The organism is Flavobacterium sp. KACC 22758, from assembly GCF_028736135.1.
GTDB classification, from domain to species: Bacteria; Bacteroidota; Bacteroidia; order Flavobacteriales; family Flavobacteriaceae; genus Flavobacterium; species Flavobacterium johnsoniae.
This window is the reverse complement of record NZ_CP117878.1, coordinates 67,798-83,219: the sequence shown is the minus strand read 5'-3', so window position 1 is coordinate 83,219 and position 15,422 is coordinate 67,798. Positions and strand designations below refer to the sequence as shown.

Genomic DNA, 15,422 nt, shown 5'->3' with positions numbered 1-15,422 from the left:
AGACGATGAATAAGAGAGTTGTAATTACTGGAATGGGAATTTATTCTTGTATCGGAACTTCTTTAGATGAAGTAAAAGAATCACTGTATAATGGAAAATCAGGGATAAAATTTGATTCTGACCGAAAAGAATTTGGTTTTCAATCAGCCTTAACGGGAATGGTTCCTAAAGCTGATTTAAAAAATTTACTGACCCGCAGACAGCGTATGAGTATTGGTGAAGAAACCGAGTATGCTTATATGGCAACTATCGAAGCATTGAAAAATGCTAATATCGACGATGCTTTTTTTGAAACTCGCGAAGTGGGAATCATGTACGGAAACGACAGTGTTTCTAAAGCTATCATTGATGCTACAGATATTGTCCGCGAGAAAAAAGACACTGCTCTTATTGGTTCTGGTGCGATTTTTAAATCGATGAATTCTACCGTTACCATGAATCTTTCAACGATTTTTAAACTTCGTGGTATTAATTTAACCGTTAGTGCCGCTTGTGCAAGTGGTTCACATTCTATTGGATTGGCTTATTTTTTAATTAAAAGTGGTTTTCAGGATATTATTATAACCGGAGGAGCGCAGGAAATAAACAAATATGCCATGAGCAGTTTTGACGGACTGGGCGTTTTCTCTAACCGTGAAGGCGATCCCGAAAAAGCGTCAAGACCTTTTGATGCCGGACGCGACGGATTGATTCCGAGTGGCGGCGGTGCAACTTTAATTCTCGAAAGTTACGAATCTGCAATTGCGCGCGGTGCCAATATTATCGCCGAAGTTTCAGGTTACGGATTTTCATCAAACGGCGGGCATATTTCGACACCAAATGTCGAAGGTCCTTCTACAGCAATGCAGAGAGCATTAGATGATGCTAAACTAAAAGCATCAGATATTGAGTATATAAATGCACACGCAACTTCAACTCCGGTTGGTGATGCAAACGAAGCCAAGGCGATATTTGAAGTTTTTGGTGAGAAAAATCCTTACGTAAGTTCTACAAAATCAATGACTGGACACGAATGCTGGATGGCAGGAGCAAGTGAAATTATTTACTCTATCATCATGATGCAGAACGATTTCATTGCCCCGAACATCAATTTAGAAAATCCAGACGAAGATGCTTCAAAATTAAATTTAGTTAAAACTACGTTAAACAAAAAATTTGACATATTTTTGTCCAATTCTTTCGGTTTCGGAGGAACCAACTCTGCGTTGGTGGTTAAAAAGTTTAAATTGAACGATGAATAAAGAAGAGATTATAGCAAAAATTAATGGTTTTTTAGTTGATGAATTTGAAGTTGATAATGACGACATTGAACCAAATGCTAATTTAAAAGATACGCTTGGATTAGACAGTTTAGATTATGTTGATTTAGTAGTTTCAATTGAATCTAACTTTGGCGTAAAACTAGTTGAGGCAGATTTTGTTGGAATTTCTGATTTCCAAAGTTTCTACGATCTTATTGAAACCAAATTAAAAGCCAAAACAGCTTAATGAGTCAATGGGATGGTAAATCAAAAGGAACTGTTTTAGGTTATAGAATATTCGTTTTTTTGATAAAGAAAGCGGGTGTTAAATCTGCTTATGGTTTACTTTACTTTGTTGCTTCTTATTATTTCCTGTTTCTAAAAAAAAGCAACCGCGCTATTTTTTATTACTTTAAAGAAAGGCTTCAATATTCCACTTTTAAATCTAAAAAAATGGTTTTCAAAAGTTACTATACTTTTGGGCAGACCATTATTGATAAAATTTCCATTTCGGCCGGAATGCGAAATAAATTCACCTATGAATTTGACGGAATCGAAATTCTAAAAAATCTTTTAGCCGAAAAAAAAGGAGGCGTTTTAATAAGCGCGCATGTTGGGAATTTTGAAATCGCCGAACACTTTTTAGGCGATATCGATCTTGATTTTCAAATCAATCTTGTTACTACAGATTTAGAGCATTCGGCAATTAAAAATTATTTAGAAAGCGTTACCCAAAAACCAACCGTAAAATTTATTATTATTAAAGAAGACTTGTCTCATATTTTTGAGATCAATGCGGCTTTGGCCAATAATGAACTGGTTTGTTTTACCGGCGATCGTTATTTTGAAGGTACAAAATCTCTTTCTGAAAATATTCTTGGCAAAGAAGCCAATTTCCCGGCAGGTCCATTTTTAATAGCATCAAGATTAAAAGTGCCCGTTGTATTTGTGTATGTAATGAAAGAACCAAATCTGCATTATCATCTTTATGCAAGAGAAGCTACGGTAAAACACCGCGACGAAAAAGCACTTTTAAAAGAATACGTGACAAGTGTAGAAAGCATTATAAAAAAATATCCGCTGCAATGGTTTAATTATTTCGACTTTTGGAATGATTTACGTTAATCACAGATTTAACAGATAGAATAGATTTACGCAGTATAAATAACACGTCTTATTTCCTTTTTTAAGAAACTACTTAAAACATTCATCAAAACCCCGTTTAATCTGTAAGAATCTGAGAGCTTCATTGTATTTCTGTTTAACGTTATTATTTTTTTTAACCTGCGAAAACCCTTTTAATCCTTTAGATCGAGGGCAATTAAAACTCCTAAACATTAATGCGTTAAACAAGAAAATTCGTTTAAATAAATTTACTTACTTTTGTCCGCAACCAAAGCAGTAAAACCTAAATGAAAAATGTTCTCGTTATTTACTATTCTCAATCAGGACAGTTAGAAACGATTGCGCAAAACATCGCAAAACCGTTTTTAAACTCAGAGAATATAAATGTAACTTTTCACGAAATCCAGCTCGAGAAGCCTTTCCCCTTTCCGTGGAATAAGGATGCGTTTTTTGATGCCTTTCCAGAATCGTTTTTACAAATTCCAACAACATTAAAACCAGTTCCTGAAGCAATTTTAGATACAAAATTTGATTTAATTCTTTTCCACTATCAAGTTTGGTATTTATCGCCGTCAATTCCAATTAATTCGTTTTTGAAAAGTGACGATGCCAAAAAAATCCTGAACAATACGCCTGTAATTACAATAAGCGGTTCAAGAAACATGTGGATTATGGCACAGGAAAAAATAAAAACACTACTAAAAGAAGCAAACGCACAATTAGTGGGAAATGTTGCCTTAGTAGATCGTGTTGGAAATTTAATCAGCGTAATTACAATTGTAGAATGGATGTTCTCTGGAGTTAAGAAAAAATATTTAGGTATTTTTCCGCTACCGGGAGTTTCAGAAAAAGACATACAAGAATCTCCAAAATTTGGAGAAGTAATGCTTTCTGCTTTTAACGAGAATAACTTAGAGCATTTACAGCCAAAATTAGTAGGAATTGGTGCAGTAAAGATCAGTCCGTATTTAGTGACTGTGGACAAAACGGCCAATAAAATTTTCAATAAATGGTCAAACCTTATTTATAAAAATCAAAAAAACCGAAAAAAGCTTCTAAAAGTATTTAATGTTTATTTATTCTTGGCAATTTGGTTAATCTCACCAATAGTGTATATATTGCACTTTATTTCCTACCCTTTTAAGTTAAAAACCATAAAAAGAGAAACTCAATATTATCAAGGAGTTTAGAAGACTATTTTTAGATTATGTTTGAAGTATATATCACAAAAGCTGCAAAATATTTGCCAAACGAAGCTGTTTCGAATGATGAAATGGAAGCCTATTTAGGTCTGATCAATGATACAGCCTCAAAAGCAAGACGTATTATTTTGCGCAATAACAAAATTACAAGCCGTTATTACGCTGTTGACAAAACAGGAAAAAGCACACACAGTAATGCCGAATTAACGCGAAATGCTATTTTACCGTTATTCGACGAAAATTTTACGCCTCAGGATTTAGAAGTACTTTCATGCGGGACCTCAACTCCTGATATTTTTCTGCCTTCGCATGCTGCGATGGTTCATGGTCTGCTAAAAAATAAATCAGTAGAATTAAACTCTTCAACGGGAGTCTGCTGTGCCGGAATGAACTCACTTAAATTTGGTTTTCTTTCGGTACGATCTGGAAATTCAAAAAATGCAATCTGTACAGGATCTGAAAAAGTTTCAACCTGGCTGAATGCTCAAAAATACAATCACGAAACCGAAAACTTAAAAAGTCTTGAAGAACAGCCAATCATTGCTTTCAAAAAAGATTTTTTAAGATGGATGTTATCTGACGGTGCCGGTGCATTTTTATTAGAAAATAAACCACGAGGTCCAATTTCTCTTAAAATAGAATGGATGGAAGCTTTTTCGTATGCTTACGAATTAGAAACCTGTATGTACGCCGGAGGAGATAAACAAGAAAATGGAGAAATCAAAGGATGGAGCGATTATGCACCAGAACAATGGTTAAACGAATCTGTTTTCTCAATTAAACAAGATGTAAAATTATTAGATGAATTTATCCTTACCAAAGGTGCAGAAAGCATGAAAGAGGCAATGGATAAAAACAACATCAAATCTGAAGATATTAATTATTTCATTCCCCACGTTTCATCTAACTTCTTTGTTGAAGGATTAAAGAAAGGATTAAGCGAAAAAGGAATTGGAATGAGTGATGAAAAATGGTTCATGAATCTTTCAAAAGTAGGTAACGTAGGTTCTGCCTCAATTTACCTGGCTTTAGAAGAATTAATGAATTCAGGAAACCTGAAAAAAGGAGATCACATTCTTTTATCAGTTCCGGAAAGCGGAAGATTTTCTTTCGCCTATGCGTATTTAACAGTTTGTTAATGGAAACAATGGCTTCTTTAGAAAAAGAAATGGTAGAAAATTTACTGCCGCAAAAGTTCCCTTTTGTGATGGTCGATACCATGCATTCTTATACCGAAACTTCTTTAGTTTCTGGTTTAAAAATTGAGCAGGATAATATTTTTGTAAAAAATAATATTTTTCTAGAAGCAGGTTTAATTGAGCATATGGCACAATCTGTGGCATTGCATACCGGATATCAATATTTTTTAAGAAACGAAACAGCGCCAACAGGTTATATTGGTTCTATTAAAGAAATTGAAATTAAAAAACTGCCACAATTAAACAATACCATTCAATCTGAAGTTACTATTCTGCAGGAATTTGCAGGAATAACTTTGGTGAATATTGTTACGACATTAAATAATGAAGAAATTGCAAACGGACAGATGAAAACCGTTTTAGCTAAATAATATAGAATTTTGAATCCCGTAGTTGACATACAAAATTATTTACCGCACCGGGCACCATTGCTTATGGTAGATTTAATTCTGGAAATTGATGCCAACTTTGTAGAGACCATTTTTTTGATAAAAGAAGACAATATTTTTGTTCAGGATAATGTTTTTATTGAAGCGGGTTTAATCGAAAATACGGCGCAGACTTGTTCGTCTATTGTTGGAAAAAAATATTTTTTTGATGAAGACGGAACAGAAAATGAAAACGTAAATGTAATTGGATTTATCAGTGCCTTAAAAAATGTAAAAATTCATTCGCTGCCAAAAGTCGGCGACACGATAATTACCAAAGCAGATTTAGTTTCAAAATTCGCTGGCGACGATTACACTTTATGCACGATGAGCTGCAGCAGCTCTGTCGAAGACCAGATACTCTTAGAATGCGAAATTAACTTGTTCATTCAAAAAACAGTTTCGGTTGGGTAATTCAAAAAAAATCATTTTACATCTCGTAATCCGAATCGGAATTTTGATTCTTTTACTTGCATTACTTTTCGCATTTTGGTATTTTACCTATGATCCTCATAAGTTTTGCGATGAAACCGGACACAAACATGTCGACGGCGGATTGGGATTATTCATCATGGGGTTTATAATAACCCAGATGTTTTATGCAGGAATGCTGATCGAAATGATTTATTTATTTGTAAAAAAACAACGAACTCTGGCTTTCGCCAATCTGGGATTTTTAATAATTAGTTTATGTATAGTTTCAGTCTGTATGTTTCTAATAAATTAAATTAGCAATATGGAAAAAGATAAAGTACCACAAGACACCAGCAATTTAACCAAAAATAACGTCAAAGAGCTTTTATACGCAACCGACGAAAATGGCAACTATACCACAACCTTAAGTACAGGCTGGGAACCCAAAACAATTGCATTATCGAATTCTATCGATGAAATAAACGAACGTATTGCCGAGGCCAGGCAACAGGTTTTAGATGGCGAAGTAAGTCCGATTGTTTATTTTATGGAAATCAACAAAATGGATCTTACTATTTTATCAAGCTATGTAGGATTCTGGAAATGGCGTGTAAAAAGACATTTTAAACCAAGTGTTTTTGCCTCATTAAGCGATAAAGTGCTGCAGAAATATGCCGACACTTTTGAAATTTCAATTGACGAATTAAAAAACAGCATTACCAAATAAATGGAATTAACTTTCACACATCATCAGTCTGCTCATTGTGAGAATGGAGTAGCGTCGAATCTGCTAAAAAACAGCGGACTAAACATCAGCGAACCGATGGTTTTTGGTATTGGCTCTGGGCTGTTTTTTGTATACCTGCCTTTTATAAAAGTGAATTATGCTCCGGCAATCAGCTACAGAACTCTGCCTGGACAAATCTTTAATAAAGTAGCAACCCGTTTAAACCTAAAAATAAAAAGACAAAAATTTTCATCGGTATCAAATGCAAATAAAGCATTGGACGAAAATTTAAAAAATAATATTCCAACCGGATTACAAGTCGGTGTTTACAATTTAAGTTATTTCCCAGACGAATACCGTTTTCATTTCAACGCACACAATTTAGTAGTTTACGGAAAAACCGATAAAGATTATTTAGTGAGTGATCCTGTAATGGAAACCGTTACAACTTTAACACACGAAGAATTAGACAAAGTGCGTTTTGCTAAAGGTGCTTTTGCACCGCGCGGCCAAATGTATTATCCAATTCAAGTTCCAAAAGATGTCGATTTAAAAAGCGCCATCATTAAAGGAATAAAAAATACCTGCCGCGATATGCTGGCGCCAATGCCAATTGTAGGTGTTCGCGGTATCAAATTTGTTTCTAAGCAAATTAGAAAATGGCCTATAAAACACGGTACTAAAAAAGCCAATCATTATCTGGCGCAAATGGTTCGTATGCAGGAAGAAATAGGAACCGGAGGCGGAGGTTTCCGTTTTATTTATGCCGCATTTTTACAGGAAGCTTCGGTTGTTTTAGGTAATGAAGAATTGAAAGAACTTTCTAAAGAAATGACAAAAATTGGCGATTCATGGCGAGATTTTGCTGTTGAAGCTTCGCGAATTTATAAAAACAGAAGTGCCAAAGAAGACGCTTACAATACTATTGCCGATGAACTTTTGGACATTGCCAATAGAGAAGAAATCTTTTTTAAAAAATTAAAAAAAGCGATCAGCTAAACATATTTTGCAGCCTATAATTAAAATAGAATCCCTTTCGAAAAAGTACAAAGAAGCAGATCAGTATTCTTTGAACGATGTTTCGCTGGATATAAACGAAGGAGAAGTTTTTGGTTTATTAGGCCCAAACGGTGCCGGAAAAACAACCCTGATTTCAATGCTCTGCGGATTGGTAAAACCAACATCAGGACATTTTACCATAAATGGTCTAGACTATCAGCATCATTCTTCAAAAATTAAAAAAATCATAGGCGTTGTTCCTCAGGAATATGCCTTATACCCTACTCTTACAGCGAGAGAAAACCTGCATTATTTTGGAAGTATGTACGGTTTAAAAGGTTCAGATTTAAAAGATAAAGTAATCGAAACTTTAGATCTTCTGGGTTTATTAAAATTTGCCGACAAACCTGTTGGAACTTTTTCCGGCGGAATGAAACGCCGTGTGAATTTGATTGCCGGAATTCTGCATAATCCAAAAGTTTTATTTTTAGACGAACCAACTGTTGGAGTCGATGTACAGTCTAAAAATGCCATTATGGATTATTTAAAAGTATTAAACCAAAACGGAACCTCTATTATTTATACTTCACATCATTTGGCTGAAGCAGAAGATTTCTGCAGCACGATTGCAATTATCGACAGAGGTCAGATTTATACAAAAGGAACACCTTCAACCTTAATTAATTCTGTTAAAGATGCCCGCAATCTCGAAGACGTTTTTATTTCATTAACCGGTAAAGACTTGAGAGATGCTATATAAAATTTGGATGTCGATCGTAAAAGAATTTTTACTGCTTAAACGTGATTTAGGCGGATTGATTATTTTGTTTATAATGCCGTTGGTTTTGGTGATTACTGTAACGTTGATTCAGGACAGCACTTTTAAAACCGTAAGCGATTCTAAAATTCCAATTTTATTGGTGGATAACGACAAAGGTTCGGTTTCGAAAACTGTTTTTGAAAATTTAGAAAAAAGCAATCTGTTTAGTGTTGTAACACAAATCGATAATAAAACAATTAGTGAAGATGTTGCCAGAGAAAATGTTTTCAAAGGAAAATTTCAATTGGCAATTATAATTCCCGAAAAATTAAGTTCTGATTTACAAGCTAAAGTAGATCAAAATGTCGAAAAAATTGTCAGCAATTTAGGTTTTGCAGATAGTACAGCGGCAAACGAACCTCAGCGCATTATCAAAGAAAAAGAGGTAAAACTGTATTTTGATCCCGCGGTACAGATGAGTTTCAAAAATGCAGTCATGAGTTCGATTGACAAAATGATTTCACAGATCGAAACCAAATCAATTTATACCACTTTCGAAAAACAATTAGGAGAAGGAAGCACCAATTTTGAGCAGAAAAGTTTCATTTCATTCAAAGAGATAATTCCAAAGATAAACAACAAAGAAATTCGTCCAAATTCGGTGCAACATAACGTTCCGGCGTGGACACTTTTTGCGATATTTTTCATTGTAATTCCGTTATCGATTAATATTGTAAAAGAAAAATCACAGGGAACTTTCGTTCGATTAAGAACCAATCCAGTTTCTAATTTAGTGGTGATTATTGGTAAAACTATCACATATTCTGTAATCTGTATGATTCAGTTTTATATGATGGTTGCCGTTGCAGTTTTTCTATTTCCATCCATCGGACTGCCGTCTTTAAATATTGAAGGCCATTTAGCATTAATGAGCGTTGTAGCCTTGTTTTCAGGTTTCGCTGCTATTGGATTCGGAATTTTATTAGGAACAATTGCAAGCACACAAGAGCAATCGGCTCCGTTTGGTGCAACAAGTGTGATCATTCTAGCTGCAATTGGCGGTATCTGGGTTCCGGTTTTTGCCATGCCAAAGATTATGCAGATTATTGCCAAATCGTCTCCTATGAACTGGGGATTGGATGCTTTTTACGACGTTCTTTTACGCAACGTTTCTTTCCTTGAAATTATTCCAAAAATAAGTTTGTTATTTTTGTTTTTCATTCTCACAACAGCCATCGCATTATTTTATGATAAAAAGAAAAGAGCAGTTTAAAGAAGCTGAAGATTTAACCGTTTCACACGAAATCAGAATTCGTTTTAACGAAACTGATCCGCTTGGAATTGTTTGGCACGGCAACTACATTACCTATTTTGAAGATGGACGTGAAGCTTTTGGACGTGAACACGGATTGACGTATCTGGATATTGCCAAAACCGGATATACAACGCCAATTGTAAAATCGACCTGCGAACATAAATTATCTCTGCGTTACGGCGATGTGGTAACAATTGAAACAACAGTTGTTGACACGCCCGCAGCCAAAATGATTTACCGTTTTAAAATTATTGACGACAAAGGAGAAGTAGCCTGCACTGGCGAAACGACTCAGGTTTTTTTAGATAAAGAAGGAAATTTAATGCTGACCAATCCGCCATTTTATGAAGAATGGAAACGAAAAGTCGGCTTGTTGAAATAAAACACGAATTGCACAAATTAGTACGAATTAAAAATAAATAATTTGTGTAAATCCGTTTGATCTGTTAAATCTGCGTGCCATAAAAAACACGCTGGAATAAAATCATAAAATGTTAAGAGAAATATACATTACAGAAACCAATTGTATCACGCCATTAGGTTTTGATGTCGAATCAAATGTTGAAGCGATTCTTCGCGGTGATTCTGGCATTCAGCTTCATAATGATATTTCTTTAATGCCCAATTCATTTTATGCTTCAATTATTTCTGATGAAAAAATAAACAGTGCTTTTTCAAAAATTAGTACTGAGACAAAATATTCTCGTTTAGAGAAAATGATGATTTTGGCTTTAGAGCCAATTATCAAAAAATCAGGTGTTGAACTAAATTCAAAAACCGCTTTTATACTTTCTACCACAAAAGGAAATGTTACGGCTTTAGCAAATGATTCTGAAGAAAGTTTCAACAACGCACATTTAGATGTTCTAGCTAAAAACATTTCAGATTTCTTCGGATTCAAAACACAGCCAATTGTAGTTTCAAATGCCTGCGTTTCCGGAATTTTAGCAGTTTCCATTGCTAAAAGAATGATTCAGTCTGAATTATACAACAATGTTTTTGTGGTGGCCGGCGATGAAGTTTCAGAATTTGTTTTGTCTGGATTTAATGCTTTCCAAGCTATGAGCGAACTGCCTTGCAAACCGTATTCTAAAAACAGAACCGGAGTAAGTTTAGGCGAAGCAGCAGCAGCAGTTTTAATTTCGGCGAATCCGGCAACCGCTACAATAAAAGTTATCGGTGATAGCTCGATCAACGATGCGAATCATATTTCGGGTCCGTCAAGAACTGGTGAAGGTTTGTTCAGAAGTATTCAGAATGCTTTAAAAGAAGCACAGATTGAAGCTCAAAAATTAGATTATATTTCTGCCCACGGAACCGCAACACCTTATAATGACGAAATGGAAGCTATTGCTTTAAATCGTTTGGGTTTACAAAACGTTCCTGTAAATAGTTTAAAAGGATTTTACGGTCATACCTTAGGCGCTTCGGGATTACTGGAAACTGTAATTGCGATAGAATCTGCTAATCAAAACAAACTTTTTGAATCAAAAGGTTTTGATGAAATTGGAGTTAGTGAAGCTATCAATGTGATTGAGAAAAATGGAGAAAAAAATATTGAATATTTTCTAAAAACGGCTTCTGGTTTTGGAGGTTGTAATACGGCTGTGGTTTTTGAAAAGATGAAATGAAATGGAGAATAACGAAACTAAATTTATAATTTATAACCACCCAAGCGGAAATGTTAGAGTTGATGTTGTTGTACAAGATGAAACTCTTTGGCTCACACAAAAAGCCATGAGTGAGTTGTTTGACACTACACATCAGAATATTTCTTTACATTTAAAGAACATTTTTGAGTCTGGAGAATTAGAAGAAAATTCAACCTTCAAGGAAATCTTGCAAGTTCAACTTGAAGGTAAACGTCAAGTTTCCAGAAATCAAAAATTCTATAATCTTGATGCAATTATATCTGTCGGCTATAGAGTAAATTCAACAAAAGCCACACAATTTAGAATTTGGGCAACTCAAACCCTAAAAGAATATATAATCAAAGGTTTTGTTTTAGATGATGAACGTTTAAAACAAGGACAAACAGTTTTTGGTAAAGATTACTTCAAAGAATTATTACGCAGAGTACGTTCTATTCGTGCAAGCGAACGTCGCATTTACCAACAAGTAAGTGATATTTTTGCTGAGTGTAGTATTGATTATGATAAAAATTCAGAAGTCACTAAAAGTTTTTATGCAATGGTTCAAAACAAATTTCACTTTGCCATAACAGGAAACACGGCTGCGGAAATTGTTCATAAAAATGCAGATAAAACCCAAAATAATATGGGCCTTACCACTTGGAAAAATGCTCCAGAGGGAAGAATTATAAAATCTGATGTAATTGTTGCTAAAAATTATTTACAAGAAAAAGAAATTAATCAATTGGAAAGAACTGTTACAGGCTATTTTGATTACATAGAAGGTTTAATTGAAAGAGAAAACACTTTCACTATGGAACAATTGGCTGAAAGTGTTAATAAATTTCTTTCTTTCAACGAGTACAAAATATTAGAAGGAAAAGGAAAAATATCCAAAATCCAAGCAGATAAAAAAGCAATTAAAGAATATGATGAGTTCAATAAAACTCAAAAAATAATTTCGGATTTTGATAAAGAAATAAAGAAAATCAGAAAATAAACAAGGTGTTTTCATTACTTAATTAAATGACTCAAAATAAAACCAACATACAATCCTACATCACCATCCAAAACAACGAAATTGTTTGGAACGGAACTTCTGTATTCAAAACTGAACCAACAGATTTTGCTGATTTCTCTAAACAAGCGTATCGTAGTTTTGAAATGCAGTATCCAAAGTTTTTCAAAATGGATGCTTTGAGCAAACTGGCTTTTTTAGGATCAGAATTGCTTTTGAGCCCGATAACTTCTGCAGAAGAAGAGAATAATATTGCTTTGGTTTTGGCTAATAAATCGTCGAGTTTAGATACTGATGTCAAATATCAGGAATCAATTTCAGACAAAGAAAACTATTTTCCAAGTCCGGCTGTTTTTGTTTATACGCTGCCAAATATCTGTCTGGGCGAAATAAGTATCCGTCATCAGCTGAAAAGTGAAAATTCTTTCTTTATATTTGACACCTTTAATACCGAATTTATGTCAAATTATTCTAATATTCTTTTGAATACGAATAAAGCAGATATCGTTTTGTGCGGCTGGGTAGAATTTTTTAATGACAATTATAAAGCTTTTCTCTGCACTATAAGCAAAGAAGAAAACACAAAATATACAAACGAAACTATCAATACATTATATAATAAATAATCATGGAAGCATTAAAAGAAGAATTGAAAAACAAAATTATCACAACTCTAAACCTTGAAGATATAACAATTGAAGACATTGCTGATAATGATCCTTTGTTTGGAGATGGTTTAGGTTTAGACTCGATTGATGCACTTGAATTGATCGTGATTTTAGATAAAGATTACGGAATTAAATTAGTAGATCCGAAAGAAGGAAAAACAATTTTCCAGTCTATCGAAACTATGGCGGCTTACATCAGCGCTAACAGAACGAAGTAGTTTTTTGCCCGCGGATTATACTAATTAAACAGGTTTTCTCAGATGATGTAAAAAGCTTTGTCAAAGTTTGAGATTTTGACAAAGTCGTGCAATCTAAAATCAAAAATCAAAACTCTAAAATTAATGAGTAAAGGTGTTGCAATAACGGGAATGGGAATTATCTCCGCAATCGGGAATTCGGTTGAGGAAAATTACCATTCATTAATCGAAAATAAAATCGGGATTTCCCGTATCTCCAATATTTCTACAGTTCATGCAGATGTTATTAAAGTGGGGGAAATTAAAAAAAACAACGATGAACTGATCAGCGAACTGGAATTAAACAGCGATAATAATTTTTCGAGAACCGCTATGATTGGTACTTTGGCAGCAAAACAAGCTGTTGAAAATGCCGGCATTACCTCTATCAACGAATTTAGAACCGGACTTATTTCGGCTACTAGTGTAGGCGGAATGGACATGACAGAGAAACATTATTACGATTATTTCGAAAAACCAGAATTGGTTAAATATATTACCTGTCACGACGGCGGCGATGTTGCTGAAAAGATTGCCGAAGAACTGGGTTTAAAAGGAATGGTCTCGACAATCAGTACCGCTTGTTCGTCTGCAGCCAATTCGATTATGCTGGGTGCGAGATTAATCAAAACCGGAAAACTGGATCGCGTAATTGTAGGCGGAGCCGATGCTTTGTCAAAATTTACCATAAACGGATTTAAGACTTTGATGATTTTATCTGACGATTACAACAAACCTTTTGACAATAACAGAAAGGGATTAAATCTTGGAGAAGCTGCCGCTTTTTTAGTTTTAGAATCGGATGAAATTGTCGAGAAGCAAAATAAAAAAGTATTGGCAAGAGTTTCAGGTTATGGAAATGCCAATGACGCTTTTCACCAGACAGCTTCTTCTGAAAATGGAGACGGTGCTTTTCTGGCGATGAAAAAAGCTTTTGAAGTTTCGGGTTTAAAACCTTCTGAAATTGACTACATCAACGTTCACGGGACTGCAACGCCAAATAACGATTTATCCGAAGGAAGAGCTTTACGCCGCATCTACGAAGAAGAAAAAGTTCCGGATTTTAGTTCTACCAAACCGTTTACAGGTCATACTTTAGCAGCTGCAGCGGCAATTGAAGCGGTTTACAGCGTTTTGGCAATTCAGAATAATGTTGTTTATCCGAATTTGAATTTCGAAACGCAGATGGAAGAATTCGACTTGACACCACAGACTTCTTTAATAAATAAAAATATCGAACACGTTTTATCTAATTCTTTCGGATTCGGAGGAAACTGTTCAACACTTATATTTTCAAAAAGCTAAAATGAAAAAAACATATATAAATGGAGTAGGCTGTATTTCGACTCAAAAAACATTTGATACTGTTTTTTTAGAAGAGGCCAATGTTAATCACGATGAAAATGTACTGGCAATTGTTTCGCCGGCATACAAAGAATATATTTCTCCGGCTGCAAGCCGAAGAATGGCAAAAGGTGTAAAAAACGGAATTGTAGCTTCGGCCTTAGCCATGAAAGATGCTAATGTCGAAAAAGTCGATGCCATTATTACCGGAACCGGTTTAGGCTGCATCGAAGATTCTGAAAAATTCCTGAAAAGTATTTTAGATAATAAAGAAGAGTTCCTTACTCCTACTTCTTTCATCCAATCGACTCATAATACAGTTGGTGCGCAGATTGCACTTTTACAGCAATGTAAAGGTTATAATTTTACGTATGTAAACGGTGCAGTTTCTTTTGAATCGGCACTTTTAGATGCTAAAATGCAGATCGAAGAAGACGAAGCCAATTCAATTTTAGTTGGCGGTGTTGATGAAAACGGTGATTATACTACTGCACTTTTCAAATTAAACGGACGAATTAAAGCTGATAATTCGGCTCCTTATGACGTTTTAACTTCTAAAACAAGCGGTGCCGTTTATGGTGAAGGTGCCAGTTTTTTTGTTTTAGAAAATGAAAGAAAAGACAATACCTATGCTGAACTTCTAGATGTTGCTATTGTAAATACGCTGGAAGCAAATGAAGTTGAAACTGAAATCAAATCTTTTCTAAAATCTAATAACTTAGAAATTTCAGATATTGATGCTTTGGTTTTAGGTTTTGACGGAAATGCAGATTTTGAAAATTATTATAGAAATCTGGCCGAAAATGCTTTCTCACAAACTCCTGTTTTGTATTACAAACATTTGAGCGGCGAATATGATACAGCTTCGGCTTTTGCTTTTTGGATGGCTGCAAAAATTTTAAAAACCCAGGAAGTTCCTGAAATCATAAAAGTAAATCAGGCTGTAAAACCAGCTTACAAAACCATTTTATTGTACAATCAATTAAGCGGCAAAAATCATAGTTTTACGTTACTGTCAAAATGATAACGCATAAAAACATCTCGATATTTTTTATCCTTTTATTGCTTTTACTGTTTCTCCTGAATCTTTATATCGCAATACATGTATGGTGTTT

At 34.5% G+C, this 15,422-nt stretch carries 19 protein-coding genes; all 19 read left to right on the top strand.

The window, feature by feature from the left end:
- Nucleotides 1-5 precede the first annotated feature (5 nt).
- The 19 genes from PQ462_RS00425 (at nucleotide 6) to PQ462_RS00335 (ending at nucleotide 15,331) form a co-directional block, all read left to right on the top strand.
- Nucleotides 6-1,241: a beta-ketoacyl-[acyl-carrier-protein] synthase family protein gene (locus tag PQ462_RS00425; protein ID WP_073408262.1), complete on the top strand. Its 1,236-nt coding sequence runs from the start codon at nucleotides 6-8 to the stop codon at nucleotides 1,239-1,241.
- Nucleotides 1,234-1,488 (top strand): acyl carrier protein, encoded by a 255-nt coding sequence (locus tag PQ462_RS00420; RefSeq protein ID WP_012023190.1) that lies wholly within the window; start codon nucleotides 1,234-1,236, stop codon nucleotides 1,486-1,488. Before PQ462_RS00425 ends, PQ462_RS00420 begins: the two co-directional genes overlap by 8 nt.
- On the top strand, nucleotides 1,488-2,366 hold the full coding sequence (locus tag PQ462_RS00415; protein WP_274251961.1) for an LpxL/LpxP family acyltransferase: 879 nt from the start codon (nucleotides 1,488-1,490) through the stop codon (nucleotides 2,364-2,366). Before PQ462_RS00420 ends, PQ462_RS00415 begins: the two co-directional genes overlap by 1 nt.
- Before the next feature lie 287 nt (nucleotides 2,367-2,653).
- Nucleotides 2,654-3,556 carry a dialkylrecorsinol condensing enzyme DarA gene (locus PQ462_RS00410; protein ID WP_274251960.1) on the top strand — a complete coding sequence of 301 codons (903 nt, stop codon included), beginning with the start codon at nucleotides 2,654-2,656 and terminating at the stop codon, nucleotides 3,554-3,556.
- 17 nt (nucleotides 3,557-3,573) lie between these two features.
- On the top strand, nucleotides 3,574-4,707 hold the full coding sequence (locus tag PQ462_RS00405; RefSeq protein ID WP_274251959.1) for a beta-ketoacyl-ACP synthase III: 1,134 nt from the start codon (nucleotides 3,574-3,576) through the stop codon (nucleotides 4,705-4,707).
- Nucleotides 4,707-5,138 (top strand): hypothetical protein, encoded by a 432-nt coding sequence (locus tag PQ462_RS00400; protein ID WP_274251958.1) that lies wholly within the window; start codon nucleotides 4,707-4,709, stop codon nucleotides 5,136-5,138. Before PQ462_RS00405 ends, PQ462_RS00400 begins: the two co-directional genes overlap by 1 nt.
- 63 nt (nucleotides 5,139-5,201) lie before the next feature.
- Nucleotides 5,202-5,609 (top strand): hypothetical protein, encoded by a 408-nt coding sequence (locus PQ462_RS00395; protein ID WP_012023185.1) that lies wholly within the window; start codon nucleotides 5,202-5,204, stop codon nucleotides 5,607-5,609.
- A complete protein-coding gene (locus PQ462_RS00390; protein ID WP_012023184.1) occupies nucleotides 5,602-5,922 on the top strand; it encodes a hypothetical protein in 321 nt (106 codons plus the stop codon). The genes PQ462_RS00395 and PQ462_RS00390 overlap by 8 nt, the downstream gene beginning before the upstream one ends.
- Before the next feature lie 9 nt (nucleotides 5,923-5,931).
- Nucleotides 5,932-6,336 carry a hypothetical protein gene (locus PQ462_RS00385; protein ID WP_121362687.1) on the top strand — a complete coding sequence of 135 codons (405 nt, stop codon included), beginning with the start codon at nucleotides 5,932-5,934 and terminating at the stop codon, nucleotides 6,334-6,336.
- Nucleotides 6,337-7,335 carry a BtrH N-terminal domain-containing protein gene (locus PQ462_RS00380; RefSeq protein ID WP_274251957.1) on the top strand — a complete coding sequence of 333 codons (999 nt, stop codon included), beginning with the start codon at nucleotides 6,337-6,339 and terminating at the stop codon, nucleotides 7,333-7,335.
- A gap of 7 nt (nucleotides 7,336-7,342) precedes the next feature.
- Entirely contained in the window at nucleotides 7,343-8,095 is a 753-nt protein-coding gene (locus tag PQ462_RS00375; RefSeq protein ID WP_121362688.1) for an ABC transporter ATP-binding protein, read from the top strand.
- Complete coding sequence (locus tag PQ462_RS00370; protein ID WP_274251956.1) at nucleotides 8,085-9,368, top strand: ABC transporter permease; 1,284 nt, start codon at nucleotides 8,085-8,087, stop codon at nucleotides 9,366-9,368. The genes PQ462_RS00375 and PQ462_RS00370 overlap by 11 nt, the downstream gene beginning before the upstream one ends.
- A complete protein-coding gene (locus tag PQ462_RS00365; protein WP_274251955.1) occupies nucleotides 9,343-9,792 on the top strand; it encodes an acyl-CoA thioesterase in 450 nt (149 codons plus the stop codon). Before PQ462_RS00370 ends, PQ462_RS00365 begins: the two co-directional genes overlap by 26 nt.
- 109 nt (nucleotides 9,793-9,901) lie before the next feature.
- A complete protein-coding gene (locus PQ462_RS00360) occupies nucleotides 9,902-11,041 on the top strand; it encodes a beta-ketoacyl synthase N-terminal-like domain-containing protein (protein WP_274251954.1) in 1,140 nt (379 codons plus the stop codon).
- 1 nt (nucleotide 11,042) lies between these two features.
- Nucleotides 11,043-12,041, top strand: coding sequence for a virulence RhuM family protein (locus PQ462_RS00355; RefSeq protein WP_274251953.1), 999 nt, complete (start codon nucleotides 11,043-11,045; stop codon nucleotides 12,039-12,041).
- A 26-nt stretch (nucleotides 12,042-12,067) separates the two neighbouring features.
- Nucleotides 12,068-12,685 carry a 3-oxoacyl-ACP synthase gene (locus PQ462_RS00350; RefSeq protein ID WP_274251952.1) on the top strand — a complete coding sequence of 206 codons (618 nt, stop codon included), beginning with the start codon at nucleotides 12,068-12,070 and terminating at the stop codon, nucleotides 12,683-12,685.
- A gap of 2 nt (nucleotides 12,686-12,687) precedes the next feature.
- Complete coding sequence (locus PQ462_RS00345; protein WP_012023174.1) at nucleotides 12,688-12,945, top strand: phosphopantetheine-binding protein; 258 nt, start codon at nucleotides 12,688-12,690, stop codon at nucleotides 12,943-12,945.
- A 123-nt stretch (nucleotides 12,946-13,068) separates the two neighbouring features.
- The gene (locus PQ462_RS00340) at nucleotides 13,069-14,268 is read left to right on the top strand and encodes a beta-ketoacyl-[acyl-carrier-protein] synthase family protein (RefSeq protein ID WP_274251951.1); all 1,200 of its coding nucleotides are present in this window, start codon (nucleotides 13,069-13,071) and stop codon (nucleotides 14,266-14,268) included.
- 1 nt (nucleotide 14,269) lies between these two features.
- On the top strand, nucleotides 14,270-15,331 hold the full coding sequence (locus PQ462_RS00335; RefSeq protein ID WP_274251950.1) for a beta-ketoacyl synthase N-terminal-like domain-containing protein: 1,062 nt from the start codon (nucleotides 14,270-14,272) through the stop codon (nucleotides 15,329-15,331).
- The last annotated feature ends 91 nt before the right edge of the window (nucleotides 15,332-15,422 follow it).